The sequence below is a fragment of the Conexibacter sp. DBS9H8 genome (assembly GCF_023330685.1).
Classification (GTDB): domain Bacteria; phylum Actinomycetota; class Thermoleophilia; order Solirubrobacterales; family Solirubrobacteraceae; genus Palsa-465.
In genome coordinates this window covers 2391094-2415444 of record NZ_CP097128.1, presented here as the reverse complement: position 1 = coordinate 2415444, position 24351 = coordinate 2391094, and the positions used below count along the sequence as shown (strand labels likewise).

The window sequence follows — 24351 nt, the reverse complement described above, 5'->3', positions numbered from 1 at the left end:
CAGAGCGGGGGCCTAGACTCCCGCGAGGATGGCTGGACTCTCGCAACGGGTGCTCATCACCGGCGCAACCGGTGGGATCGGAGAGGCGATCGCCCGGCGTTTCGGTGCGGACGGGGCGGCGCTGGTCCTGTCCGGGCGGCGAATCGGGCAGCTCGAGCGGCTGGCGGGTGAGCTCGACGCCCAGACGATCGCCGCCGACCTCTCCGTGCGGGCGGAGGTCACCCGCCTCGCCGCGACGGCCGGAACAGTCGACATCCTGATCGCCAACGCCGCCTTGCCGGGAACCGGCCTGGTGGCGGACATGACCCAGGAGAGCATCGACACGATCCTTGAGGTTAATCTGCGCGCTCCGATCGCCCTCGCCCGGGCGCTGCTCCCCGGGATGCTCGAGCGTGGCCGCGGCCACATCGTGTTCGTCTCCTCCCTGTCGGGCAAGGTCGCCTCCCCCGCCGCCTCCCTCTACAACGCGACGAAGTTCGGGTTGCGCGGCTTTGCTCTCGGCTTGCGCGAGGACCTCGCCGGCCGCGGCGTGTCCGCCTCGGTCATCCTTCCCGGTTTCATCTCCGACGCCGGGATGTTCCACGATGCGGGGATCACCCTCCCCCGCGGGGTCGGGACGCGCACGCCCGAACAGGTCGCCGACGCCGCGCTGCGCGCGGTCCGTCGCGACCGGGCGGAGGTGATCGTCGCGCCGCTCGCGCTCCGGCTCGGCAGTGACCTGGCCGCTATCGCCCCCGGCCTGAGCGCGTGGGTGCAGCGACGCGCCGGAGGCACGGGCATCGCCTACGACCTCGCCGAGGCACAGACCGGTCGGCGCCCAGGAGGCTGATCCGGTGGCGTCGCGCTCCCACGCGCCCGGTTCCGTCGCCGGTCCGGACCGCCCGGGCGTCCGTGAGCCGGTCGGCGCCGGACGCTCCTCCTCTCACCCCGGACGCTCCTCCTCTCGCCGTGGGCCGCGGGGCGGGACCCTCATCCTCGGCGTGGTTGGTCTCGCGGCCGCCAGCGTTCTGTGGATCGAGCTGACCCACGCGCACCCGGCCTTTGACGCCTACGGCTGGATGGTGTGGGGTCGCCAGACGCTCGCGGGGAATCTGAACACCGGGGCGGCGCCGTCGTGGAAGCCTCTCCCCTACCTGTTCGATCTCCCGTTCGCCCTGTTCGGCTCCGCGCAGCTGTGGCTGTGGACCTTCACCGCGACGTTCCTCGGTCTGGGCGGCAGCATCTTCGCCTTCCGGGTCGCCGCGACGCTGGCTGGACCGGGGCCAGCGTGGGTACGTGGTCTCGCGGGTCTCCTCGGTGCCGGGGCGTTCCTCAGCCTGTATGGAATGTGGCGCCAGCTACTGATCACCGACACCGACCCGATCGTCGTCGGTCTCTGCCTCGCCGCCGTCGACGCGCACCTGCACGGACGCCGTCACTGGGCGCTGATCGCGCTGTTCTTCGCAGGACTCGGACGGCCGGAGGTCTGGCTTCCCCTCGGCCTGTACGGGCTCTGGCTGATGCGGGAGCCTACCGAGCGTCGGCTCGTCCTGAGTTTGGGCGGGCTCACCCTGCTCGCCTGGTTCCTCATTCCCGGCCTCACCTCACCGAGCTGGTTCCAGGCCGGGAACGCCGCCCTCGGGTTTGCCACGGCGATCCGGCACGGCAGCCGGATCGCCGTGGTGCTGATCCGGCTGCGCAGCCTCTATGACCCGCTCGTGTGGGGGGCGGTCGCGCTCGCGTGTGGTCGTGCGCTCTGGCGGCGGGACCGGGTCTGGCTCGTCCTGATCGGCGCCGCCGTCCTGTGGGTGGCGACGGAGGTGGCCTTCGCCTACCACGGCTGGCCTGCGGCTCCCCGATACCTGCTCGAACCCGCCGCGCTGCTCGGCGTGCTCGCCGCCGCTGCGGTTGCCCGGGCGATCCGGCGGAGCGCCGTCGATCTGCGTCTGCCGGCCCTCGCGGGCGCTCGCGACCGGTCCGTGGATCGGTCCGGCCGTGCTCATGACCGACGGCGTGCACGGCGGCCGGCGTCTGACCGGATCACCGTCGCCTCACGGCCCTGGCGCGTGGCCGCCGCCGTCGTCATCCTCGCCACCACTGCCGGTGTGTTCGGCGCCGCCCGGGTGGGAGCGCTGCTCCATGACGCGCGGCACGAACTGCTCGTCACCCGCCAGTTGGACGCGCTGGAGACTGCCGTCAGCCGGGCCGGTGGGCCGACGCACATCCGAGCCTGTGCGGCGCCGCTCGGCCGGGTCGGCAATGAGAGCGAGCTCGCCTGGCTTTTGGGGATGAACGTCGGGAACGTCGGTCACAAGCCCGGCGTGTTCTTCCGCAAGCGGCTTGCCGCCGTCTACATCCGGCCGGATACCCCGCTCGGGGACCATTGGAGGATCACGGCGATCAACCTGTCATCGCGCCGCCGCGGCCGGTGCCGAGAGATTCCCGTCAGCACCTCCGATCGCCGCCGGCACCACGATCATCGTCCTCAGGTGTCTGCTGGCCTGACCGTCGGCGTGGCGCCCACTCCGAGCGCCGTGGGGACGGTGACGCGGGCCGACCGTGTCGGCCGGCGCCGGCCGCCGGGACGACCGGTGAGGGTCGCACGCCAGCGTCATCGGACCCGCCACCACCACGGCACCCGTCATCGGACCCGCCACCACCACGGCACCCGCCATCGGACCCGCCACCACCACGGCACCCGCCACCACTAACGGCGAGGGGGAGCAGTGTCTTCCGCGGACACTGTTCTCTCCCTCGTTCGCTTGACCCGAAATCAGCCTGGAAGATCGGAGGCCGGCTGCTCGGGGGTCGTCAGTCGCGTTCCTCTCCGGAGGGGGTGAGCGTCTCATGCTCACCGGTCACCGCTCGGAGGACCTGAATGATCTGGTCGGCGAGGTGGGCGCTCTCATCTCCGTCCTCGGGGGTGGCCTGCACTCGGATGTAGACGGCGTCGCCGTCGATCTCCTCCAGTGCGACCGTCGGTTTGCGCAGCGTCTCCTGGGAGAGCTCGGCGTCGAGGATCGCTTGAGCCTGACTCGGTTGCACCCCAGCGTTGAGGCGAACCCGGACGTCGACGGGGGCGGCTTCCCGCAACGGCACGACGACCGCCGCGAGCACGAGCGTGTTCGGGATCATGATCCGGTTGGCCCCGCGTGACAGGCTTGTGTACAGCAGCCCGAGCGAGCTGACGGTGCCCTCCTGCTGGCCGATCGCGCCGGCGTAGAGCCGGACCCGTTCCCCGAGCCGGAACGGCTGGGCTGACAGGAGCACCATGCCGGCGAACAGGTTGCCGAGGGTCTGCTGGGCGGCGAGACCGACGACGACGGCGGTGAAGGCACCGCCGACGGCGACGACCTGGGTCGACACGCCGGCGATTGTGATCGCTCCGAGCACGGTCGCGACGACGGTGACGAGGCGGATGAGGAACTCGACCGTGCCCGCCGTTGCGGGATCCATCCGCCGGAACAGGCTCGGGGCGAGCCGGCCGAGGTCCTTGGAGATGAGCCAGCCGAGCGCGAGCACAATCAGCATCGCAAGGAGCTCGAACGGTGACTTTGAGTTGATCAGCCAGTGATGTGGATGGGCGCTGTGGCGGGTGCTGGCATACACGGCCGCCCAGTGATGCAGGGCCATCGACTTGCCGACGACGGTCGCGATGAGCAGGATCAGTGAGGCGAGCAGGCGCCGCCGGGCTCGCGAGATCTCCTTCGTGTTGACCTCGAGTTCGAGCCCGACGGCCGCCCACGCGTCGCTGCGCGTGTCGAACATCAGGCTTCGGGCGCGCTCGCGCTGGCGGTCGGAAATCCGGCGCATCATCTCTCGGTCTGCTGGGTCGCGACGAGGAATGGGGATGTCTCAGGCACAGGCATCTCTCTCCCAGACCCTAGCCAACTCGTGTGGTGGCGCCACTGGCGGCCCGCCGCAGCTCCGCGACCTCATCGCGAAGGGCGGCGAGCTCGGCCCGCAGGCGAGCATTCTCGCGCAGCAGAGCTTCCAGGTCCACGCTCCCCGCCGGTGGGGCGACCGTCGCTCCCGCCGCGAACGCCGGTGCGGTGGCGGATGCCACCGGGGTCACGGTCGGGCGCGTGTCGGACTCCGTCGAGGCGATCGCCGGCGGCGCAACCGACCCCTGCGAGGCCGTCGGCGACGCTGGGGCCGACGCGGAGCTGGTCGTCACCATCGGGCTCCCGGCCGGAGCCGGCAGGAGCGCCGGCAGGCCCCAGCCCGCGGCCGTCTCGGCACGGATCACCTCACCCGGGGCGGCCGCCCAGCGCAGAACCGCGAGCAGCCGCGTGCACTCCTCCTGGGCCAGCCGGGGGTTCTCAGCTCGGGAGGCGACGCCGCAGACGGCGACTGCGCGGCCGTCGGGGGCGTCGATCGGGAACCGCAGCACCGTGAAGGCGGGCCGAGCCTCGACGGCGGGCACGGTGTACTCGAGCGCGAGCGGCTCGGCGGACGTGGACGCCCGGCGGCGGGGGCCGTCGACCGTCTGAGCGGGTGGCAGTTCGCTGTCGGCGCGGCCGAGGAGCTGGGCCGGGGCGATCGCCAGGGCGCGGGCGTAGGCGGCGTTGAGGTAGTGGTAGTGCCCGCCAAGGTCCTTGACCCAGATAATCGTCTCGGAGTCATCACAGAAGGCGGCCCACCAGCCGCTGAGGGCCTCAAGCTCAAGGCCGGGACGCGGAACGGCCACCTCGAGCAGCACGAGGACCGCCCCGTCAGGGCCGCTCAGCGCCCGCGCCTGCGCGGATCGGGCGGGCCCACCGCCGGCTCCCGGCACGGTCAGACTCACCGGGCGGGTCGGGTCCGCAGTACTGGCGCTGACGGCACGACGGACCTCGGCGCTGTCGGCTGCGGCCGGGCCGACGAGGACGCGGAATGGCTCCGTCGCGGCCCGCAGCTCACCGCCGCCGAGCAGGGCAAGCGCCGGGGCGGTCGGCTCCGCCTCCGGCGAGACCGTCCGTGCGGTCGCGTCAGCTCCGGCCGGCCCGTGCGACAAGGGACATCTGCCCTGTGAGCGTTTGGCTGCTGGCGCCGGTGATCGTCACGGGCACCGTCTCCCCGGGGGAGCCAAGCCCGTCGAAGTTGACGACCTTGTTGTGCCGGGAGCGGCCGCGTAACCGGCTCGGGTCGGTGCGCGAGTGTCCCTCGATGAGCACCTCGAGGGTCCGTCCGACAAACCGCTGGGCGCGCTCCTGAGCTCGGCGCTGGACGACCTCGACGAGCTGTTCCATGCGCGCGACCTTGACCTCGTGGGGGACCTGTTCGCCCATGGCGGCCGCTTCGGTCTCCCGCCGGGGGGAGTAGATGAACGTGAACGCGCCGTCGTAGCCGACCTCCTCCACCACCTCGAGGGTCTCGCGGAAGTCAGCGTCGGTCTCCCCGGGAAAGCCGACGATGATGTCGGTGGTGAGCGCGCAGTCGGGCACGTGCTCGCGGATGAGCGCGACGCGGTCGAGGTAGCGCTCACGCGTGTAGGTGCGGCGCATCCGCTTGAGCACCGCACTCGAACCGGATTGCAAGGGCAGATGGATGTGCTCACAGACGGCGGAAAGCTCGGCGTGAGCGAGGATCACGTCCTCTCGCATGTCCTTGGGGTGCGGGCTGGTGTAGCGGATCCGCTCGATCCCGGAGACATGGTCCACCGCGGTGAGAAGCTCGGAGAAGCTCAGCCGCCGCTCCGGGGCGAGGTCCCGACCGTAGGAGTTGACGTTCTGGCCCAGCAGGGTCACCTCAGAGACGCCATCGGCGGCGAGCGCCTCGATCTCGGCGATCAGCACCGCCGGATCCCGGCTCACCTCACGCCCGCGGGTCGAGGGCACGATGCAGTAGGAGCAACTCATGTTGCAGCCGACGCTGATCTGCACCCAGGCCTGGAACTCTCGGGCGCGCTTGGCGGGCAGGTCGCCGGTGAACCCCTCGAAGGCGAAGTAGCCCTGAGCGGTGAGGGAGTCGCTCGTGAGGAACTCGGCGAGCTTGTGCACCTGGCCGGGGCCGAAGGCGACGTCGACATAGGGGAACCGGGTGAACACCTCATGCTTGACCGACTGGGCCCAGCAGCCGCCGACCCCGATCACCGTGTCGGGCGAGCGCCGCTTGAGCGCCCGTGCCTCCTGCAGGTGGGCGATGAACCGGTCATCGGCCTTCTCCCGGATCGAGCAGGTGTTGAAGAGGATCAGGTCCGCCTGATCACGGGAGGTGGCCTCCCGGTAGCCGAGGGACTCGAGCATACCCTTCATCCGTTCGGAGTCGTGCTCATTCATTTGACAGCCAAAGGTTGTCAAGTGGTACGCAGGCATCCGCTCAAGAGTAGTGCCACGTGATTATCCGTCCGGCCCCTCCCCCCGCATCCACGCCCGCACGACGCGCCCGGCGAGCTCGCTCTCATAGCCCTTGCGCAGCAGCATGGTGAAGGCCCGTTCTCGGGCCCTCAGGTCATCAGGGTCCGGTTGGGGCCGGCGGGCGAGCAGCCCGAGGGCCCGCGCGGACTCCGACTCCTCCCCCGCGCCAGCCAGCGCGGTGCCAACCGCCGACTCATGGACGCCACGTTCCCGTAGCGCCCGCTCGATGCGCGCGTTCCCCCATCCGTCGAGATTGCGGCGATCCTCGACGAACAGGCGGGCGTAACGGGCATCGTCAAGAAACCCGATGGTCTCGAGCTCGAGGATGGCCGCGGCGATCTCCGCCTCGGCACAGCCCGCCCGCTCAAGTCGGGCACGAACCTCGGTGACGGTCCGCTCCCGCCGGTTGACGAGGGCGTAGGCGATGGAGAGCGCGTCAGGCACAACAGGTAAAGGACCGCTGGCGCGACCCACGCCGCTCAGCGCAGGTCGGGCCGGCCTCAGGCGGCCGCCGCCTCCCCATCGGCGACGGCGGCGAGGGAAACCTCACGGTCGATCGGGACGACGAGGTCTTGGCCGATGCCGAGCTTGGCGTAGATCTTCGCCTCGATCTCTTTGGCGATGTCCTCATGCTCGTCGAGGAACGCCTTCGCGTTCGCCCGCCCCTGGCCGATCCGCTCATCACCGTAGGAGAAGAACGAGCCGGACTTGGTGATCACGTCGTGTTCGATGCCGAAGTCGATCAGACACCCGGAGGTGGAGATCCCCTTCCCGAACTCGATGTCGAATTCGGCCTGCTTGAACGGGGCGGCGACCTTGTTCTTGACGACCTTGACCCGTACCCGGTTGCCGACGGCCTCGGTGCCATCCTTGAGCGTCTCGATCCGGCGGATGTCAAGGCGCTGGGAGGAGTAGAACTTCAGCGCCCGACCGCCCGGCTGGGTCTCGGGCGAGCCGAACATCACCCCGACCTTCTCCCGAATCTGGTTCGTGAACACGCACAGCGTCTGGGTCCGGTTGAGGTTGCCCGTCAGCTTGCGCATCGCCTGGGACATCATCCGGGCCTGAACGCCGACGGTCTGGTCGCCCATCTGCCCCTCAAGCTCAGCGCGGGGGGTGAGTGCGGCGACCGAGTCGACGGCGATCACATCCACGGCGCCGGAGCGGATGAGCATGTCGACGACCTCGAGCGCCTGCTCGCCGTAATCGGGCTGGGAGACGAGCAGCTCATCGATGTCGACGCCGATCTGCTGGGCGTACAGCGGATCCATTGCGTGCTCGGCGTCGACGAAGGCGCATACCCCTCCGAGTTTCTGTGCCTCGGCGATGATGTGGTAGACGAGCGTCGTCTTGCCCGACGACTCCGGGCCGAAGATCTCGATGATCCGGCCGCGGGGGACCCCGCCGATGCCGAGCGCGATATCGAGCGACAACGCCCCGGTGGGGATTGCCTCGACCGCAACGCGCGCCCCTGGGTCGCCCATCCGCATCACGGTGCCTTTGCCGAACTGTCGTTCGATCTGGCTCAGGGCACCCTGAAGGGCCGCTTGGCGCTTGGCGTCGGACTTGGGGTCCCCACCGCCGCCGACCTTACCGGCTCTGTCCACACTCATCTCCGATGCTCCTTCGTCTCACGCCTTGGATCGAACACGTTAGGTCCACCGTCGGACGGAACCGAACATACGCTCGCCTCGGTGCCGATCAAGGCCTCCCGGTCACGATCTCCTCACAACTCTCACACGGGCCGGTCACAGGTCCGGCGGGCTTCGGTCGGGTCAGCGGCGATCGCCGGCGCCCGCGAGCATCCGCGCGAGCAGATGCATCACCACCGTCGTCGACCGGTCCCGGACGGCGGTGCGATCCCCGGGCATCCGGACGTGCCGAACGAGTGTGCGCCCGTCCTCGCTGCTGAGCCCGAACCAGACGGTTCCCACCGGCTTCTCCTCCGAGCCGCCACCGGGCCCCGCGATCCCGGTGATCCCGACGCCGTAGGTGCTGGCGAACCGTTGCCGGGCCCCGTCGGCGAGCGCCAGGGCAACCTCACCGGAAACGGCGCCGTGGGCGCGGATCAGCTCCCCGTCCACGCCCGCCACGGCGGTCTTGGCGTCGTTGGCGTAGGCGACGATGCCCCCTCGGAAGGACGCCGAGGCCCCGGGCCGTTCGGTGAGCCGCGCGGCGAGCAGACCCGCGGTACAGGACTCGGCGACCGCGAGGGTCGCCCCTGCCGCTACGAGCGCGTCGGCGACGATCGCGTCGATCGTCGCCCCGTCCGGGGAGAAGACGACGTCACCGTGGCGGTCGATGATGAACGCCTTCAGCGCCGCGTAGGCCGGCGCGGCGTCGGGAGAGAAGCGCGTGGAGACCTCGATCTCCCCGCGGCGCAGACACGTCGTGATCTCCAGGCCGCTGAGGTCGACCCCAGACTCGGCGGCGGCCCGGAGGGTGTTGGCGATCTCCGCCTCGGGGATCCCGTACAGGCGCATCATCTCCCGCGCGAGACTCGGCGCGCCGGCGACCGCCGCCTGGAATGCGGCGGTCTCCTGAGCGGTCGCCCACATCGGTTTGAGTTCCGCGGGCGGGCCGGGCAGGACGAGCACCGTCGGACCACCGATCCCCTCGGCGGGGACGACGACGAGCCCGGGAGCGGTCCCGACGGGCGCGAGCACCGTCGCCCCCTCGGGCACAAGCGCCTGCTTGCGGTTCGCCGCCGACAGGGCGGCCTGATCGAGGCCCACATAGCGGCCACGCAGACGGGCGATGATCGCCTCAATGCCTTCCTCGAGGTTGCGGTCGAGCACGAGCTCGCGTCCGCGGAAACGGGCGACGATCTCCGCGGTGAGGTCATCGGCGGTCGGTCCCAGACCCCCGGAGGTGACGATGAGGGCGACCCCTTCCGCCGCGAAGAACCGTAGGCCCGCCATGACGTCGTCAGGCCGGTCGCCGACGACGAGGATGCCGGCGACATCCACCCCGATCTCCCGCAGCCGCTCTGACAGCCACGGCCCGTTGCGGTCGGTGATGATGCCGGTGAGGACCTCGGTGCCGGTGACGAGGATGCCCGCGCGGACCGCTGCCCTTCCCGTATAGACCGCGGCGTCCACGACCCTAGAGACTACGCACAGGTCGGGCCCTGGGGGAGCAGCGACACGCCGGCTGAGGTGATCTTCAGCCCGATCGCGGTCGCGCTCGCAGTGAGCGGGTAGGAGCGGCCGTTGGCGGTCACCGTCACGTGGGCGTTGCCGAGGGTGACGAGCAGTTCCCGGCCGCTGAGGGTCGGCAGCGTCGCCCCGGGCTGTTCGGTCACGCCGTCCACGAGCTTGGCGCCGGCCGGCGTCTCGACGCACACCCACACCGGCGCGGATGGGGTGAGCTGGAGGGTCGCGGCGGTGCCCGGCGCGGCGCCGGCGTTCGTTCCCGTCCCCGTGCCGGTCGTCACCGTGCTGGCACCGGTACTCGTTCCCGTCGTCGAGGTGAGCGACCCGGCCGCGCCGCCCGTGGTGTTCGGACGGCGACGCGCGGAGTGGTGGGGGCGGGGTTGGGTCGGCGTGATGCCGCGCGCGAGCCGCGGGGTCGTGTTCCCGTTGCCGCGTCCGATCAGGTAGAGCCCGACCCCGGCGGCGACGAGCACGAGGGCGATGATCGCCCAGGACGGCAGCACCGGACCGCTGAGCGCTCGAGCGCGTTCTCGTTCCCGATCGCGCTTGACCGCCGACAGTGGACGCATCGGCGTGTCGGCGACCAGTTCGAAACGGCGCCGGTACTCATCGATGAGCAGACGGGAGTCGAGCCCGAGATAGTCACCGTAGGTGCGCAGAAACGACTTGGCGTAGATCGGTCCGGGCAGAAGATCCCACTCCTCGTTCTCGATCGCACGCAGGTACTTGGCCCGGATCTTCGTCGCCATCTCCACCTCACCGATGTCGATACGAGCCCGCATCCGGGTTTCGCGCAGGGTTGCGCCGATATTGGGACCGATCTCCGCCATGGACCGCCCCACAGGCTACCGGTGTGCGGGCACCCGCGACAGCCTCCTCGCTGGCATCCGGTGACCAGTCAGGCGGCGGCGGTTCGTCCGGCGCCCTGCCGCCGGCACCGGTCATCACTCCGGGTCGGGCGCGGGTGCGTCCTCGTCGATGTCCGGGTCGAGCGGGCCGGGGACCGGCGGGGCCGGGTCGGCGCCTCCGCCGCCGCCGCGCCCGGCCTCGGCCAGGGCGACGATGATCCGTGGCACGTCCGCCTCGGTGATGAGGACCTGGCGGGGTTTTGAGCCCTCATACCCGGAGATGATGCCGCGCCGCTCGAGCATGTCGATGAGCCGGCCCGCCCGGGTGTAGCCGAGGCGCAGGCGCCGCTGGAGCATCGACGTGGACGCGGTCTGCATCTGGGCGACGAGCGCGATCGCCTCCTCCAGGAGTGGATCCTCGTCGGGGTCAAAGCCGTCGTCCTCCCCGCCGTTGATCGCCTCATCGGCAGCCTCGACCTCGGCAAGCAGTTCCTCGCGCAGCTCAGGTTCACCCTGGGCGCGCCAGTAGCCGCAGATCTCCTCGATCTGGGGCTCGTCGATGTAGGCGCCCTGGATTCGCTGCAGGCGCGAGGTGCCGACCGGGGAGAAGAGCATGTCACCCTGGCCGAGCAGCGACTCGGCGCCGCCCTGATCGAGGATCACCCGCGAGTCGGTCTGGCTGGAGACGGCGAAGGCGATTCGCGACGGCACGTTCGCCTTGATCATCCCGGTGATCACATCAACGCGCGGCGACTGGGTGGCGAGGACGAGGTGGATCCCGACCGCCCGTGCCTTCTGGGCGAGGCGGATGATCGAGTCCTCGACGTCAGCCGGGGCCACCATCATCAGGTCGGCGAGCTCGTCGATCACGCAGAGGATGTAGGGCAGCGCGGTCTCTCCGCGCGACTCGCGGACCTTGTTGAGCTCGGGCAGGTTCCGCGTCCGCGCCAGCGACATGATGCCGTAGCGCTGCTCCATCTCCCGGACGAGGTTCTGCAGGGCGTTGGCGGCCATTCGCGGTGATGTGATCACCGGGGTCAAGAGGTGCGGGATCGACTCATACAGGTTGAGCTCGACCTGCTTGGGGTCGACGAGCACGAGCCGGACCTCGTGGGGGGTCGCTCGTAGCAGCACCGAGGAGAGCATCGCGTTGACGCAGGCGGACTTGCCTGCGCCCGTCGTCCCGGCGACGAGCAGGTGGGGCATCTTGGCGAGGTCGGCTCCGATCGCCTTGCCGGAGATGTCCTTTCCGAGCCACACCGTCAGGGGCGACCATCCCTCCGGGGCGTCTTGGTAGACGTCACCAAGGTGGACGATGCGCCGGCGCGCGTTGGGGACCTCGATCCCAACGGCGGTCTTGCCGGGGATCGGCGCGAGGATCCGGATGTCGGTCGCTGCGAGCGCGTAGGCGAGATCGTCCTTGAGGTTGGCGACCTTCGACATCTTGACCCCGGGGGCGAGCCGGATCTCGTAGCGGGTGATGTGCGGCCCGGCGACCCGGCCGATCACCTTCGCGTCGATCCCGAAGTGGCTGAGGGCCTCCAGCAGCGCGGCGGCCACCTGTTCCTGTCCGGCGGTGTCGGGCCGGGCGGCCTCCCCGGTCGAGCGGGTGAGCAGCCGCGCACTCGGCGCCCGCCACGGGAACGCGGGGTCGTCGGTCACCGCGGCACGGTAACGGCCCCGGGGGGTGAGGTCGGCGGGGTCGACCGGCCGGCTCGCCGCTGCTTCGCCGGCCGGATCAGACGTCTCTGGGGGCGCGTCCGCGGAGGCCGCCCATGGCCCCTCTCCCCCGGTCTCGTCCGCGAGGTCGTCCTCGGCAGCGTCGTCGAGGGCGCCGTTGGGATCGAACTCGTCGACCTCGGAGGCGAACTCGGGGGTTTCGAAGCTCGGAATGACCGGGGCGTCGACAACCGGCGGGGCTTCGACGTGGGTGGCACGGACGATCAGCTGCTGGGTCGGGGGATCGGGCAGGTCGAGATCGTCGAAGCGATCCGCCTCGGCGTCGAGGGCGGCGTTCGTGTCGCGGCGGGTGCGCCGACGGTCGGTGAAGGTGAGGTTCGGCTCCGGGACCCGGGTGCGTTCGGGCATCCGGGTGATCGTGATCTCGGCGAGGCGCCGGGAATGGTCGCGGGTGGCGAGCAGCAGCGAGGCGAGTGTCGCCCCCGACAGCAGGATCGCGGCGGCGAGGAACAGGAAGATCGCGATGATGTCCGCCCCGGCGGTGGAGATGAGATGGCCGAGCACCCAGAACTCGCCGGCGCCGAGAATGCCACCGCGGGCCTGGAGCACCTGTCCGGCCCAGAACCCGTGGGTGGGCTCCCGGCCGGGGCCGAGCCCGAGCGTTCCGGCGGCCATCGCGAGGGTGAGCGCGGCGGCGAGGCAGATCGCCCCGGCCCGCAGCGGCCGCGTCGGCGGACCGCTGCGTAGCTCCCGTCCGATCACGAGGGCGCCGGCAAGCAGCAGGGCGGCAGGGATGATCACGGCGAAGACACCCATCAGCAGGCGCAGGCCGGTGACGAACCCGTGTCCGACCGCTCCGCCGCCCCAGTGCAGGTAGATGATCCCGCCGAGAAAGGTCCCGAGCGCGATCAGGGCGAGGCCGAGCAGGTCGAGGTGGTGGGGCTCGAGGCTGAGTAGCGCCCGCAGGGAGGGACGGGTCGCGACCTGAGTGCGGCGGGCGCGGGCCGGGGGCACCGGACGACGGGCCGCCGGCTTCTTCTTGATCGAGGACGGCTTGGGTTTGCTGGAGGCGGCGGGCATGCGCCTTCCTGTTCGTCAGCGTCGGCCCCTTTCCTCTCTGAGACTGACAGCGGGCAGCCACGGGGCTCCGCGGTAGTGTGCGCCAGACCCCTACCATGGCCCGGGATGGAGAGTGACTTTGACCGGCCCGTGCGGGTCCTCGTCGTCGAGGACGACGACGCGATTGCCCAGGTCCTGCAGCGGTCGCTGCGGATGGAGGGCTATGACGTGCGGCTGGCCGGGGACGGGGTGAGCGCGCTCGATCAGGCGCACGCATTCCTGCCGGACCTCGTCATCCTCGATCTCGGGCTGCCGAAGCTCGACGGTCTCGAGGTCGCCAAGACGCTGCGCAAGTCCGATGACGTCCCGATTCTCGTGCTCACCGCCCGGGATGCCGTCGAGGCTCGCGTCGAGGGGCTCGACTCCGGTGCCGACGACTACCTCGTCAAGCCCTTCGAGCGCCAGGAGCTGCTCGCGCGCCTGCGCGCGCTGCTGCGCCGGCGGCCGCCCCGCGGCCAGGCCGCCCTCAGCGTCGGGGATCTCAGCCTCAACCCCGACACCCACGAGGTGTTCCGGGGCGAGCGCTCCCTCGAGCTGACCCAGCGCGAGTTCGAGCTGCTCGAATACCTGATGCGCAACGAGCGGATCGTCATCTCGCGCCAGCGGCTGCTCGATGAGGTGTGGGGCTATGACCCCTTCAGCATGACCAACACGATTGAGGTGTTCGTCTCCAACCTGCGCAGGAAGCTTGAAGCCGACGGTGAGCCCCGGCTCCTGCACACGATCCGCGGCGCGGGCTACGTTCTCCGCGTGTAGTCGGGTTTCCCGTGCCGGTGTGCGCCACGACGGCGGGCCGGGAGGACGGTGTCCCGTTCACGCGGCGCAGCGTGCCGTGCCGTGGCGGTGCCGGCCGGCAACTCGCTCGAGGATCAGCCCGCACCTCCAGGTTCGCTCCAGCGCAGCGTTCCCGGTGGCGGCACCGTTCGCGGACCCTCGATGTCAACGACCCGCTCGGTCACCGCCGCGCACTCGGTCGAACCGTCCGCCTGGGCGCCGTCCGATGCTGCCATGCACAGCGACCCGTTTGCCGGAGCGCGAAACACGCTCACTCCGCGCGAGGTGAGCGCCGCGCGCCGGCCCAGCGCCACCCGTATGGCCCGGTGGAGCAGGAACGGTCCGGCCATCGCCGCCGCAGGAGCCGGGTTGTCGCGAGGGCGCAGGACCGGATAGCCGCTGTCCAGCCGGCGGATCTCCAGGGCCGAGGGCTTCAGATCGGTGAGAACAGGCGCAGGCCGGTGAGGGCGACGACTGGAAGGGGGAGCGAGTTCAAAGATGCGTCATATCGACGTCTTTTTGAACTCGGTGCCGAGCGAGCAGCGTCGCGCCCGGCAACTCCGGCGTGCTGCGGAGGCCGCCAGGTCCCTCATCACGGCCCGAGCCCGTCCCCGATGTCGGTCGGCGCCGACGTTGCTGAAGCGCCCATCCACGCCACACCGCTGTCCCCGCAGTCATGCCGCGCCGAGCCGCCATACCGGTGGTGCCCCGGGATCACAGTGACGACCCGGGGGCTATGTCCACCACGGGATGACCAATACGATTGTGGTGTCCGTCTCCAACCTGGCAAAGAAGCGTGAAGCCGACGTGAGCCCCGGCTCCTTCATACGATCCGCGGCGCGGGCGACGTTCTCCGCGTACCGGCGGGTTCCCGTCCGCTGGCGTCTCGCCGGCGGCTCGGCCGCGCTCACCTGCGTGATCCTCGCGAGCTTCGCCGCGATCGTCGGCGCGCTCGCCGACGGTCAGGTCCGTGACGCGTTCCTGGAGTCGATGAACACGACCTTCCAGAACCTGCCCCAGAATGTCGCCCCCGTGCAGGTCAAGCACGGCGCGACCGAATGTGAGGGCAACCTGATCGACCTCGCGTTCACCGACAGTGCGCAGATCCGCCTGTTCGACAACTACGGCGACACGCTCTGCTCCTCCGCGGTCAACGCCCACGGCCGGCCCGTCAACGATCCGCAGCTGATGCCACCGCCGGGCATCGGCACCGGCTCGACGGTCACCTACGGGGAGGCCGGCCAAGAGGTGTTCGCCCGCTGGATCAGCTGGGGACCGATCAACCACGGCTGGCTCCTGTATGCCCGCCCGCTCTCCCAGATCGACCAGACGGTCTCCCGTATCCGGGTGTTCCTCGTGCTCGGGGTGCTCGGCGGAGCGATCCTCGCCCTGCTCGCCGGGCTGTATGTGGCGCGCCGGGCGATGCGGCCGATCTCGGAGCTCAGTGAGGTCGCGCGGGAGATCGAGCTGACCCGGGACCCGACGCGACGGATCCCCCACCCGGAGGCCCGGGATGAGGTGTCCGAGCTCGCCCGCACCCTCGAGGGGATGCTCGCCTCCCTCGCCGCCGCCCGAGCCGACACGGAGGCGGCCCTGACCCGCCAGCGTGAGTTCGTCGCCGACGCCTCCCATGAGCTGCGCACCCCGTTGACGAGCGTTCTCGCCAACCTCGAACTGCTCGCCGACGAACTCGCCGGTGAACAGGCCGAGTCGGCCAAGTCGGCGCTGCGCTCGACGCGGCGGATGCGCCGCCTCGTCGGGGACCTGCTGCTGCTCGCCCGCGCCGACGCGCGCCGGGAGGCGCCCCAGCGGCCGACCGACCTCGCCGAGGTGCTGCGCGACGCGGCCGGGGAACTCGGGCCCGTCGCCGAGGACCACGAGCTGACCGTGTTCCCCGGCCCGGCGGTCGTCGACGCCAACCGTGACGAGGTCCACCGGCTCATCCTCAACCTGCTCGAGAACGCGCTCAACCACACTGCGCCGGGCACGGCGATCCGGGCCCGGACGGCGCTGGCCGGCGCCTCCGCGGTGCTCATCGTCGAGGACGAGGGGCCCGGCATACCCGCCGACCTGCGCGAGCGGGTGTTCGACCGGTTCGTCCGCGGTCACGGCGACGGCGGCCGGGGTACCGGCCTCGGGCTGGCGATCGTCCGGGCCGTCGCCGACTCCCACCGCGCCGAGGTCACCCTGACGAGCCCGGCGGTCACAGGCGGGGCCGGCGGCACGCGCTTTGAGATCCGCTTCCCTGCCGTCGCACAGGCCCCGACGTCCGCCCAGCCCGGCGCGCCCGAGCCAGTCGTCGTTCCCGGCGCTCAGACCTCGACGACGACCGGCAGAACCATCGGGCGGCGCTTGAGGCGGTCATAGAGGAAGGCGGCGAGCTCCTCGTGGAGCTCGTGCTGGAGGTCCTCGATCTCCCGGATGCCGTCGGCGGCCGCCTTCGTGAGCACGTCCTCGATCTCTGACCGGATCGTGTCCGCCAGCGCGGCGGCGTTGTCGACGAACGGGACGCCCCGGAAGATCACCTCCGGGTCCTGGACGGGGCTGCCGTCCTGCGCGGAGATCGTCGCGACGAGGATGAGGATCCCGTCCGCCGACAGGGTCCGGCGATCCCGGAGGGCGACGTCGGCCGGGTCACCGATATCGACCCCGTCAACGAAGATCATCCCGGCCTGCTGTTTCTCGCCGATCCGCGCCCCGCGCGCGTCGAGCTCGAGCGGCAGGCCGTTTTCGAGGGCGAACACCGCGTCCGCGTCGATGCCGACCGCCTGGGCGAGCTGGCCGTGGAGGTGGATGCGCTTGTGATCCCCGTGGATTGGCATCACGTACCGCGGCTTGACGAGGTTGAGCATCAGCTTCAGCTCCTCCTGGAAGCCGTGGCCGGATGCGTGAATCGGGGCGTCCGCGGTCGTGATCACGTCACAGCCGATGTGGTAGAGACGGTCGACGGTGTCACCGACCGCCCGCTCGTTGCCGGGAATCGGCGTCGCGGAGAAGACGACGGTGTCCCCCCGGTGCAGCTGGATCTGACGATGGTCATGGTGGGCCATCCGGCGCAGCGCCGACAGCGGCTCGCCCTGAGATCCGGTCGAGATGATGACGACCTTGTGGTCGGGATAGTGCTCGACCTCCTGGGGCTGGATGAGCATTCCCTCCGGCACCTCGATGTGCCCAAGGCTGCGACCGATCCCCACGTTCTTGCGCATGCTCCGGCCGACCAGGGCGACCTTGCGGCCCTGGGCGGCGGCGGCGTCGACAACCTGCTGGACGCGGTGGATGTTGGAGGCGAAGCTCGTCACGACGATCCGCCCCTCACAGCGGGCGAACACCTCCTCCAGGTGCGGGCCGACGACCGCTTCTGAGGGCGAGTAGCCCGGCCGGTCGGCGTTGGTGGAGTCGCCACAGAGCAGCAGCACACCCTCGGCCCCGAGCTCGGCGAGGCGGGCAAAATCGGCCGGGCGCTCGTCCACGGGCGTCTGATCGAACTTGTAGTCGCCGGTCGCGAGGATCACACCGAGGTCGGTGTGCAGGGCGACCGCACATGCGTCGGGGATCGAGTGGGTCATATGCACGAGCTCGATGTCGAACGGGCCCGCGGTGATCTGTTCGCCGGTCTTGACGTCGGAGATGTCGACGTCGCGCAGGCGGTGTTCGTCGAGCTTGGAGCGGGCCATCGCGACCGTCAGCCGGGAGCTGTAGATCGGCGGGTTGACCCCGGCCCGGTTGAGTTCGCGCAGGACCCACGGGAGCGCCCCGAGGTGGTCCTCGTGGCCGTGGGTGATGACGATCGCCTCAATCTGCTCGGCCCGCTCCTTCAGGTAGCTGAAGTCGGGAAGGACGAGGTCGATGCCGAGCATCTCGGCGGTCGGGAAGCGCAGGCCGGTGTCGATGACGACGATGCGATCCTGGTACTCGACCACCATCATGTTCTTGCCGATCTCGCCGAGGCCGCCGAGCGGCAGGACGCGCACGGTCGAACTCACGCCGGAACGCCCGTCGAGCTGAGGCGGCCGTGACGTTCGAGCAGGCGCCGGATCACGTCCCGTTCGGCCGCGTCAAGGGGCACGTAGGGGAGCCGCGGCCCGCCGACGTCGATGCCCAGCAGCGACAGCGCCGCCTTGTTGGTCACCGCGAGCGGGGCGATCGCCATGTCCCGGTAGGCGTCGGCGAGGGAGGCATGGACCTGCTCACGCCGAGCGGGATCGTCGGCGATCTGGCGGAACTCCGCCCCGAAGATGTGGCTGAGGGTGAGTACGCCGCCGGCGCCACCGAGTGCGAGCACGTCAACGAGGTTCTCATCGTTGCCGGCGTAGAGTTCAAGTCCGTCGATGAGAGCCAGGTTAGCCGGGTTGGCCTGCTTGACCGCGGCGACGTGCTCGAACTGGGCGAGTTCCGCGAGCAGATCGTTGGGCAGATCCGCCCCGGTGCGCTGGGGGATGTTGTAGAGCATCACCGGCAGGTCAGTGGCGGCGTTGACCTCCCGGTAGTGGGCGACCACCCCCGCACGGCTCGGACGGTTGTAGTACGGATTGACGCTGAGCAGCGCGTCGGGGCGCAGTTCGGTCGCCGCCGCGGTGAGGGCCACCGCGTGGCGGGTGTCGTTGGAGCCGACACCGGCCACCACGGTCTTGCCCGGGTGATGGCGACGGGTCTGCTCGATCACGAACGCGATGAAGCCAAGGTGCTCGGCGTCATCGAGGGTCGCGGCCTCGCCGGTGGTGCCACAGACGACGACGCCGTCTGAACCGGTGGCAAAGAGATGGGCCAGCAGCCGGGCGGCGGCCGGTTCGTCGACGGCGCCGCTCGCGTCAAAGGGGGTCACCATCGCGGTGAGGATCGTGCCGAGGCCGCTCACGGAGCGATTATTCCAGCGCGGTCGGCGGGCGTGCGGTCTGCCCGTCGCAGGGGCCGATGCTGGTGCTGGACGTGGTGGGCGCGGAGGGGAGCGGGGGCCGGGGAGCTCGCGGCGGCGATGTCGGAGACCGCGAGGCCCCCGACGCTGCTGCCCGCCAGGGTGATCGCCATCACCACGAGCGTCGTGCGACTGCGCAGGCGCTGGCCGACGCCGTCGGCGGCGAGGCGGGCGACGACGGCAGCGGCGGCTGCCCCGTCACGGTCGATCAGCTCCTCGGCGAGGCAGCCAAGCTCGGAGCCGTGCCGCGAGCGGACCTGGCGCGGGTAGAGGAGGATCGCTGCGGCGATCAGCCGGCGCATCACGTGCCCCCGAGGGCGATCCGCTCAAGCCCGAGGGAGGCGATCCGGGCCGACTCGGCGAGCCGGTCGGCCAGCGCCGCACGGCCGGCCGGTGTGAGCCGGTAGGGGTTGCGGCGGTCTTCGGCGGCGAGCCGCTCGACGTACCCGTCGGCCTCGAGCTTGGCGAGGGCGCCATACAGGGTGCCCGGCGACAACGTCACCCCGGAGAAGCTCTCGATGTCCTTGAGCAGCGCGTAACCGTGCCGGTCCCCGCCTGCGAGGCTGGTGAGGACGAGAACGCTGCGCTCGGGCAGTCGCATGGCCACCGCTCGCTAGAGGGTGCCGATGCGGCCGAGCGGCCAGTAGGTGAAGAACGCGACCCCGATGATGTCGTGCTGGGGAACGGGCCCCCAGTAGCGGCTGTCGTCGGAATCCCCGCGGTTGTCCCCCATCATGTAGTACTCCCCCGCGGGCACCTTGATCGACTGGGAGAAGGTGCACTCCGAGGAGCCGCCGCAGGGGGTGATGAAGCTGTCGGCCTCCTTGACCCCGTTGCGGTAAACGTGGCCGTTGATGATTCGCAGCGTGTCGCCTGGGAGCCCGACGACGCGTTTGACGAACGTCTCACTCGAGGCGCCGGGGAGCGATTGGTCGCACGGGGCCGCGTCCGGGGCGCCCTCGGCGTTGAACCCCTGATGTGGGTTGCCGCACTGGTCGCCAGTGAGGTCAGCGCCGCGTGGCGGATGGAAGACGACGACCGCCCCGAGTCCGGGATGGGTGTCGAGCCGGTTGACGAGGATCCGCTGGTTGATCGCCAGGGTCGGCTCCATCGAGCCGCTCGGGATCCGGTAGGGCTTGACGACGAACGCCTGCACGAGAAACGCGATGCCGGCCGCGACCGCAACGGTGAGGATGAGTTCGAGTAGCGACCGCAGCCGCCGGGAAAATGAGTCGGTTTTCGTAATAGCGAGCGGAGTGTAGCTGAGGTGGAGGACCGTCGGTGAACGGTTCCGATCAGGGTGCGGTCGTTCCGCCGGCGTCGTTCCAGAGCAGCCGTTCGAGACCGACGGTGACGCGGTCGGGCAGATCGCCGACGCGGCGGACGGCGAGGATCACCCCGGGCATGAACGAGGAGCGGTCGATTGAGTCGTGCCGGATCGTCAGGGTCTGACCGAGGTCACCGAGGATCACCTCCTGGTGGGCGACGAGACCGGGGAGGCGGACCGAGTGAATCGGCGGGGCACCACGCTCCGGGACGGCCGCAGCCATCCGCGCGGCGGTGAGGGCCGCCGTCCCCGACGGCGCGTCGAGTTTGGCGTCGTGGTGGAGCTCGATGATCTCCGCCGCGGCCATGTGGCGGGCGGCCTCAGCGGCGAACCGCATCATCAGCACCGCGCCGATCGCGAAGTTCGGGGCGATGAACAGGTTCGCACCGTCGAGCCCGTCGAGGGCGGACAGGTCGAATCCGGTCGTGCCGACGACGGCGTGGACGCCCGCGGCGAGGGCGGCGCGGATGTTCGCGACCGCACTGTGGGGCAGACTGAAGTCGACCATCACCTCAGGAGCGGCGGTGGCGATCGCGTCGGCGACGCTCACCCCGAGCGCGGGGTCGGCACGCGCGACGAGCTCGAGCCCGTCGGCGGCCGCGACGGCCTGACATACCGTCGCCCCCATGCGGCCGGCCGCACCGCTGACGAGGACCCGGATCACGCCGCCACCGCCGGGAGGCCGAGCCCGTCGGCGGCGGCGTCGAAGCGGTCCTCATCCGGACCGATTCCGACGACGGACAGGCGGGCGGGGTCCCACAGCTCACCAGCGAGCTCGGCGAGCTCGGCGAGGCTGACGGCGTCGATCGCCGCCTCGATCTCGTCGAGGGAGAGCAGGGGCTCTCCGGCGAGCACGGAGGAGCCAAGCCGGTTCATCCGCGCCCCGGTCGACTCGAGGGCAAGCAGCATGCGGCCCTTGAGGTTCTCCTTGGCCCGTGCAAGCTCGTCGTCCGTCGCCGGGTTCTCAACGACCCGGGCGAGCTCACTGCCGACGACCGCGAGGGCGGCCTCGACGTTCTCCGGGCGGGTGCCGACGTAGAGGCCGATCTGGCCGGTGTCCGCGTATCCGGCGGCGAAGGAGTAGACGGAGTAGGCGAGCCCGCGCCGCTCGCGCACCTCCTGAAAGAGGCGGGAGGAGGAGGCGCCGCCGAAGATCGTGTCGAGAACTCGGAGCCCGAAGCGGCGAGGGTCGTGGCGGGAGAGGGCACTGGCGCCGAGGCAGATGTGGAACTGCTCGGTCTCCTTGGCCTCGAAGCGTCGCTGCGCGGGGGCGCTGTGGTCGAGCCCAAAGCCGACCACAGCGGGAGGCGTACCGACCGCCGACCGGTCACCGCAGGCCGAGAGGGCGGAGTCGACGTGCGCGACGAGCTGGTCGTGGTCAACCGCGCCGGCGGCGGCGACGACGACGTTGGCGGGCACGTAGCGGCCGGCGTGGAAGGCGCGGATACCCGCGGCGGGAGTCGAGGCGATCACCGGCGCATACCCGATGATCGCCCGGCCAAGCGGATGGTGCCCGAACACGGTCTCACCGAGCAGATCGAAGATCTTCTCCTGTGGATCGTCCTCGTACATGGCGATCTCCTCGAGGATCACCTCCCGTTCGGCGTCGATGTCATCGAGGGTCGGCGCGAACACCATCTCGGCCATCACCGACAGGGCGCGCGGAAGGTGCTCGTCGAGGACGCGGGCGTACAGGGACGTCGTCTCCCGCCCGGTTCCCGCGTTGATCTCCGCGCCCATCGTGTCGAAGATCTGGTCGATCTCGAGGCTCGTGTGCGACCGGGTGCCCTTGAACAGCAGGTGTTCGAGCAGGTGGGAGAGGCCCGCCTCGGCCTCGCTCTCACCGCGCGAGCCGGTGCCGATCCAGAACCCGAGCGTCACGGACCGGACGGAGGGCATCGCCTCCGTCACGATCCGGACGCCCGCGGGGAGCGTCGTCTCCCGATGGCTCAGCAACTACGCGCGATCCGGGTCCGCGTCGCGACCGCGCTCGCGGCGGGGTCCGCGGTCACGGTCCCGTCCCCCCCGTCCACCCGGACGGTCCCCGCGCGGCGGGCCGCTCTTGGCCCCGTCGGCGGCGGCGATCTCGGCGAGCTCCTCCTTGGTCTTGCCCGCGATCTCGGGATCGTCGGCGAGGCGCAGACCGATCCGGCCCCGCTCGCGGTCGACCTCGACGACGCGGACGACGATCTCATCGCCCTTGTTGAGGACCTCCTCGACGGTGGCGATGCGCCGGCCGGGGGCGACGTTGGAGATGTGCAGGAGGCCGTCGGTGCCCTTGGCGAGTTCGACGAAGGCGCCGAAGGTCGTCGTCTTGACGACCTTGCCGGTGAACTGGTCGCCGAGCTCGACCTCCTTGGTCATCGAACGGATCCGGTCGATCAGCCCGTCGCCGAGTTCGCGGTTGGACGCGTAGACGAGCACCTGGCCCTCGTCGTTGACGTCGATCTGGGACTCGAACTCCTCCTGGAGGGCACGGATGGTCTCCCCGCCCTTGCCGATCAGCAGCCCGATCTTCTCCGGGTCGATCTTGATCGTCGAGATCCCCGGCGCATACCGCGAGAGCTCGCCGCGCGGGGTATCGATGACCGCGGCCATCTTGTCGAGGATCGCGGTGCGGGCGGCGAGGGCCTGGGCGAGCGCGTCACGCATGATCTCGAAGCTCACGCCCGTGATCTTGATGTCCATCTGCAGGGCGGTGATGCCGTCCCGCGTGCCGGCGACCTTGAAGTCCATGTCGCCGAGGTGATCCTCGACGCCGGCGATGTCGGTGAGGATGATGTGGTCCTCACCCTCCTTGATCAGGCCCATCGCGATGCCCGCGACCGGCTTCTTCAGCGGCACGCCGGCATCCATCAGACAGAGCGTCGAGCCGCACACCGAGGCCATCGACGAGGAGCCGTTGGACTCAAGCGTGTCCGAGACGATCCGGATCGTGTACGGGAAGTCCTCCTGGCTCGGGATCATCGGGACGAGGGCGCGCTCGGCGAGCGCGCCGTGGCCGATGTCACGTCGCTTGGGGCCCATCATCCGCCCGGCCTCCCCGACGCTGAAGGGCGGGAAGTTGTAGTGGTGGATGTAGCGCTTGGTCGTCTCCAGGCCGAGGGTGTCGAGGCGCATCTCCTCGCGCGTCGTGCCGAGGGCGACGGTCGAGAGGACCTGGGTCTGCCCGCGGGTGAACAGGCCAGAGCCGTGGGTGCGGGGGGTGACGCCGACCTCGACGTCGATCTGGCGGATCTCCTCCGAGCTGCGGCCGTCCGGCCGGATCTTCTTGACGGCGATCCGCTCACGGATGAGCGACTTCTCGAGCTTGTCGGCGGCCCGCTGGGCGTGGGCGCGCGCCTCCGCATAGCCCTCGGCCTCGGGGTCACCGGCGTACTTCTCGATGATCGCGGCCTTGGCCTCCTCGGTGCGGTTCTGGCGCTCGAGCTTGTCCTCGATCGCGGTCGCCTCGTTGAGGGCGGCGCCGTGGGAGGCGACGACCTGGGCGTAGAGGTCGGGGTGGACCGTCGGCGCCGTGAAGGCGATCTCGGGCTTGCCGGCCTTGGCCTTGAGCTCGGCCTGGGCGGCGCAGAGCTTGCGGATCGCCTCGTGGGCGATGTCGAGGGCGTCGAGGATCTCGGCCTCGGGGATCTCGTTCGCCCCCGCCTCGACCATCGTGATCCCGTCGACGGTGCCGGCGACGATGAGGTCGAGGTCACTGTTGTCGACGAGGTCCTGCTCGTCCGGGTTGACGACGAAGTTGCCGTCGACCTTGCCGATCCGGACCGCGCCGACGGCAGCGGTGACGGGGGCGCCGGTCAGTTGCAGCGCGGCCGAGGCGCCGTTGATCGCGAGGATGTCGTAGGGGTTGACATGGTCAACCGACAGCGGCATCGCGACGAGCTGGGTCTCGTAGTTCCAGCCCTTGGGGAAGAGCGGACGGATCGGCCGGTCGATCATGCGTGCCGTCAGGGTTGCCTTCTCCCCCGCCCGGCCTTCACGCTTGAAGAAGCTCCCGGGGATCTTCCCGGCGGCGTACATGCGCTCCTCGACGTCGACGGTCAGGGGCAGAAACCCCATGTCCCGGACGTTGCCGACGACTGCGGTGCAGAGCACCATCGTCTCGCCGGCACGGACGACGACTGAACCGGTGGCCTGCTTGGCCAGCTTGCCGGTCTCGAAAGAGATCTCCTTGCCGGAGATCTCTGCCGTTACGCGGGTAACGGACTCGGACATA

21 protein-coding genes are annotated in these 24351 nt (G+C 70.4%); 4 read left to right on the top strand and 17 right to left on the bottom strand.

Annotated features, from left to right (window positions below; genetic code table 11):
- Positions 1–28: 28 nt before the first annotated feature.
- Together M3M55_RS11465 and M3M55_RS11460 are read left to right on the top strand one after the other, a co-directional pair.
- Positions 29–829, top strand: a complete 801-nt coding sequence (locus M3M55_RS11465) for an SDR family oxidoreductase (protein WP_249009640.1) — start codon at positions 29–31, stop codon at positions 827–829.
- 4 nt (positions 830–833) lie between these two features.
- Entirely contained in the window at positions 834–2690 is a 1857-nt protein-coding gene (locus tag M3M55_RS11460) for a hypothetical protein (protein ID WP_249009639.1), read from the top strand.
- A gap of 100 nt (positions 2691–2790) precedes the next feature.
- Here M3M55_RS11460 and M3M55_RS11455 read toward each other — a convergent pair whose 3' ends face one another.
- The 8 genes from M3M55_RS11455 to M3M55_RS11420 form a co-directional block, all read right to left on the bottom strand.
- Positions 2791–3792, bottom strand: a complete 1002-nt coding sequence (locus tag M3M55_RS11455; protein WP_249009638.1) for a mechanosensitive ion channel family protein — start codon at positions 3790–3792, stop codon at positions 2791–2793.
- Positions 3793–3862: 70 nt separating this feature from the next.
- On the bottom strand, positions 3863–4975 hold the full coding sequence (locus M3M55_RS11450) for a PAS domain-containing protein (RefSeq protein WP_249009637.1): 1113 nt from the start codon (positions 4973–4975) through the stop codon (positions 3863–3865).
- Complete coding sequence (gene miaB / locus M3M55_RS11445; protein ID WP_256469010.1) at positions 4950–6275, bottom strand: tRNA (N6-isopentenyl adenosine(37)-C2)-methylthiotransferase MiaB; 1326 nt, start codon at positions 6273–6275, stop codon at positions 4950–4952. Before miaB ends, M3M55_RS11450 begins: the two co-directional genes overlap by 26 nt.
- A 24-nt stretch (positions 6276–6299) precedes the next feature.
- The gene (locus M3M55_RS11440) at positions 6300–6761 is read right to left on the bottom strand and encodes a regulatory protein RecX (RefSeq protein WP_249009635.1); all 462 of its coding nucleotides are present in this window, start codon (positions 6759–6761) and stop codon (positions 6300–6302) included.
- A gap of 56 nt (positions 6762–6817) precedes the next feature.
- Positions 6818–7930 carry a recombinase RecA gene (gene recA, locus M3M55_RS11435; protein ID WP_249009634.1) on the bottom strand — a complete coding sequence of 371 codons (1113 nt, stop codon included), beginning with the start codon at positions 7928–7930 and terminating at the stop codon, positions 6818–6820.
- Positions 7931–8092: 162 nt separating this feature from the next.
- A complete protein-coding gene (locus M3M55_RS11430; RefSeq protein WP_249009633.1) occupies positions 8093–9418 on the bottom strand; it encodes a competence/damage-inducible protein A in 1326 nt (441 codons plus the stop codon).
- 11 nt (positions 9419–9429) lie between these two features.
- Positions 9430–10302, bottom strand: coding sequence for a helix-turn-helix transcriptional regulator (locus M3M55_RS11425; RefSeq protein ID WP_249009632.1), 873 nt, complete (start codon positions 10300–10302; stop codon positions 9430–9432).
- Positions 10303–10416: 114 nt separating this feature from the next.
- Positions 10417–13080 (bottom strand): DNA translocase FtsK, encoded by a 2664-nt coding sequence (locus M3M55_RS11420; RefSeq protein WP_249009631.1) that lies wholly within the window; start codon positions 13078–13080, stop codon positions 10417–10419.
- 105 nt (positions 13081–13185) lie between these two features.
- Between M3M55_RS11420 and M3M55_RS11415 the strand changes: the two genes are divergently transcribed.
- A complete protein-coding gene (locus M3M55_RS11415) occupies positions 13186–13875 on the top strand; it encodes a response regulator transcription factor (RefSeq protein WP_249009630.1) in 690 nt (229 codons plus the stop codon).
- A 113-nt stretch (positions 13876–13988) separates the two neighbouring features.
- Here the strand turns inward: M3M55_RS11415 and M3M55_RS11410 are convergent, their stop codons facing one another.
- Entirely contained in the window at positions 13989–14243 is a 255-nt protein-coding gene (locus M3M55_RS11410; protein WP_249009629.1) for a hypothetical protein, read from the bottom strand.
- Positions 14244–14661: 418 nt separating this feature from the next.
- Between M3M55_RS11410 and M3M55_RS11405 the strand changes: the two genes are divergently transcribed.
- Positions 14662–16260, top strand: coding sequence for a cell wall metabolism sensor histidine kinase WalK (locus M3M55_RS11405; protein WP_249009628.1), 1599 nt, complete (start codon positions 14662–14664; stop codon positions 16258–16260).
- Here M3M55_RS11405 and M3M55_RS11400 read toward each other — a convergent pair.
- From M3M55_RS11400 to M3M55_RS11365, 8 genes are all read right to left on the bottom strand, one after another.
- Entirely contained in the window at positions 16206–17876 is a 1671-nt protein-coding gene (locus tag M3M55_RS11400; protein WP_249009627.1) for a ribonuclease J, read from the bottom strand. The two genes, M3M55_RS11405 and M3M55_RS11400, sit on opposite strands and share 55 nt — an antisense overlap.
- Positions 17873–18748, bottom strand: coding sequence for a 4-hydroxy-tetrahydrodipicolinate synthase (locus tag M3M55_RS11395; protein ID WP_249009626.1), 876 nt, complete (start codon positions 18746–18748; stop codon positions 17873–17875). The genes M3M55_RS11400 and M3M55_RS11395 overlap by 4 nt, the downstream gene beginning before the upstream one ends.
- The gene (locus M3M55_RS11390; protein ID WP_249009625.1) at positions 18745–19107 is read right to left on the bottom strand and encodes a hypothetical protein; all 363 of its coding nucleotides are present in this window, start codon (positions 19105–19107) and stop codon (positions 18745–18747) included. The genes M3M55_RS11395 and M3M55_RS11390 overlap by 4 nt, the downstream gene beginning before the upstream one ends.
- The gene (locus M3M55_RS11385; RefSeq protein ID WP_249009624.1) at positions 19107–19406 is read right to left on the bottom strand and encodes a PadR family transcriptional regulator; all 300 of its coding nucleotides are present in this window, start codon (positions 19404–19406) and stop codon (positions 19107–19109) included. Before M3M55_RS11385 ends, M3M55_RS11390 begins: the two co-directional genes overlap by 1 nt.
- A 12-nt stretch (positions 19407–19418) precedes the next feature.
- A complete protein-coding gene (gene lepB, locus M3M55_RS11380) occupies positions 19419–20000 on the bottom strand; it encodes a signal peptidase I (protein WP_256469054.1) in 582 nt (193 codons plus the stop codon).
- 100 nt (positions 20001–20100) lie between these two features.
- Entirely contained in the window at positions 20101–20796 is a 696-nt protein-coding gene (locus M3M55_RS11375) for a 4-hydroxy-tetrahydrodipicolinate reductase (RefSeq protein ID WP_249009622.1), read from the bottom strand.
- Positions 20793–22088, bottom strand: a complete 1296-nt coding sequence (locus tag M3M55_RS11370; RefSeq protein ID WP_249009621.1) for a pitrilysin family protein — start codon at positions 22086–22088, stop codon at positions 20793–20795. The genes M3M55_RS11375 and M3M55_RS11370 overlap by 4 nt, the downstream gene beginning before the upstream one ends.
- Entirely contained in the window at positions 22089–24350 is a 2262-nt protein-coding gene (locus M3M55_RS11365) for a polyribonucleotide nucleotidyltransferase (RefSeq protein WP_249009620.1), read from the bottom strand.
- Between the last annotated feature and the right edge of the window lies 1 nt (position 24351).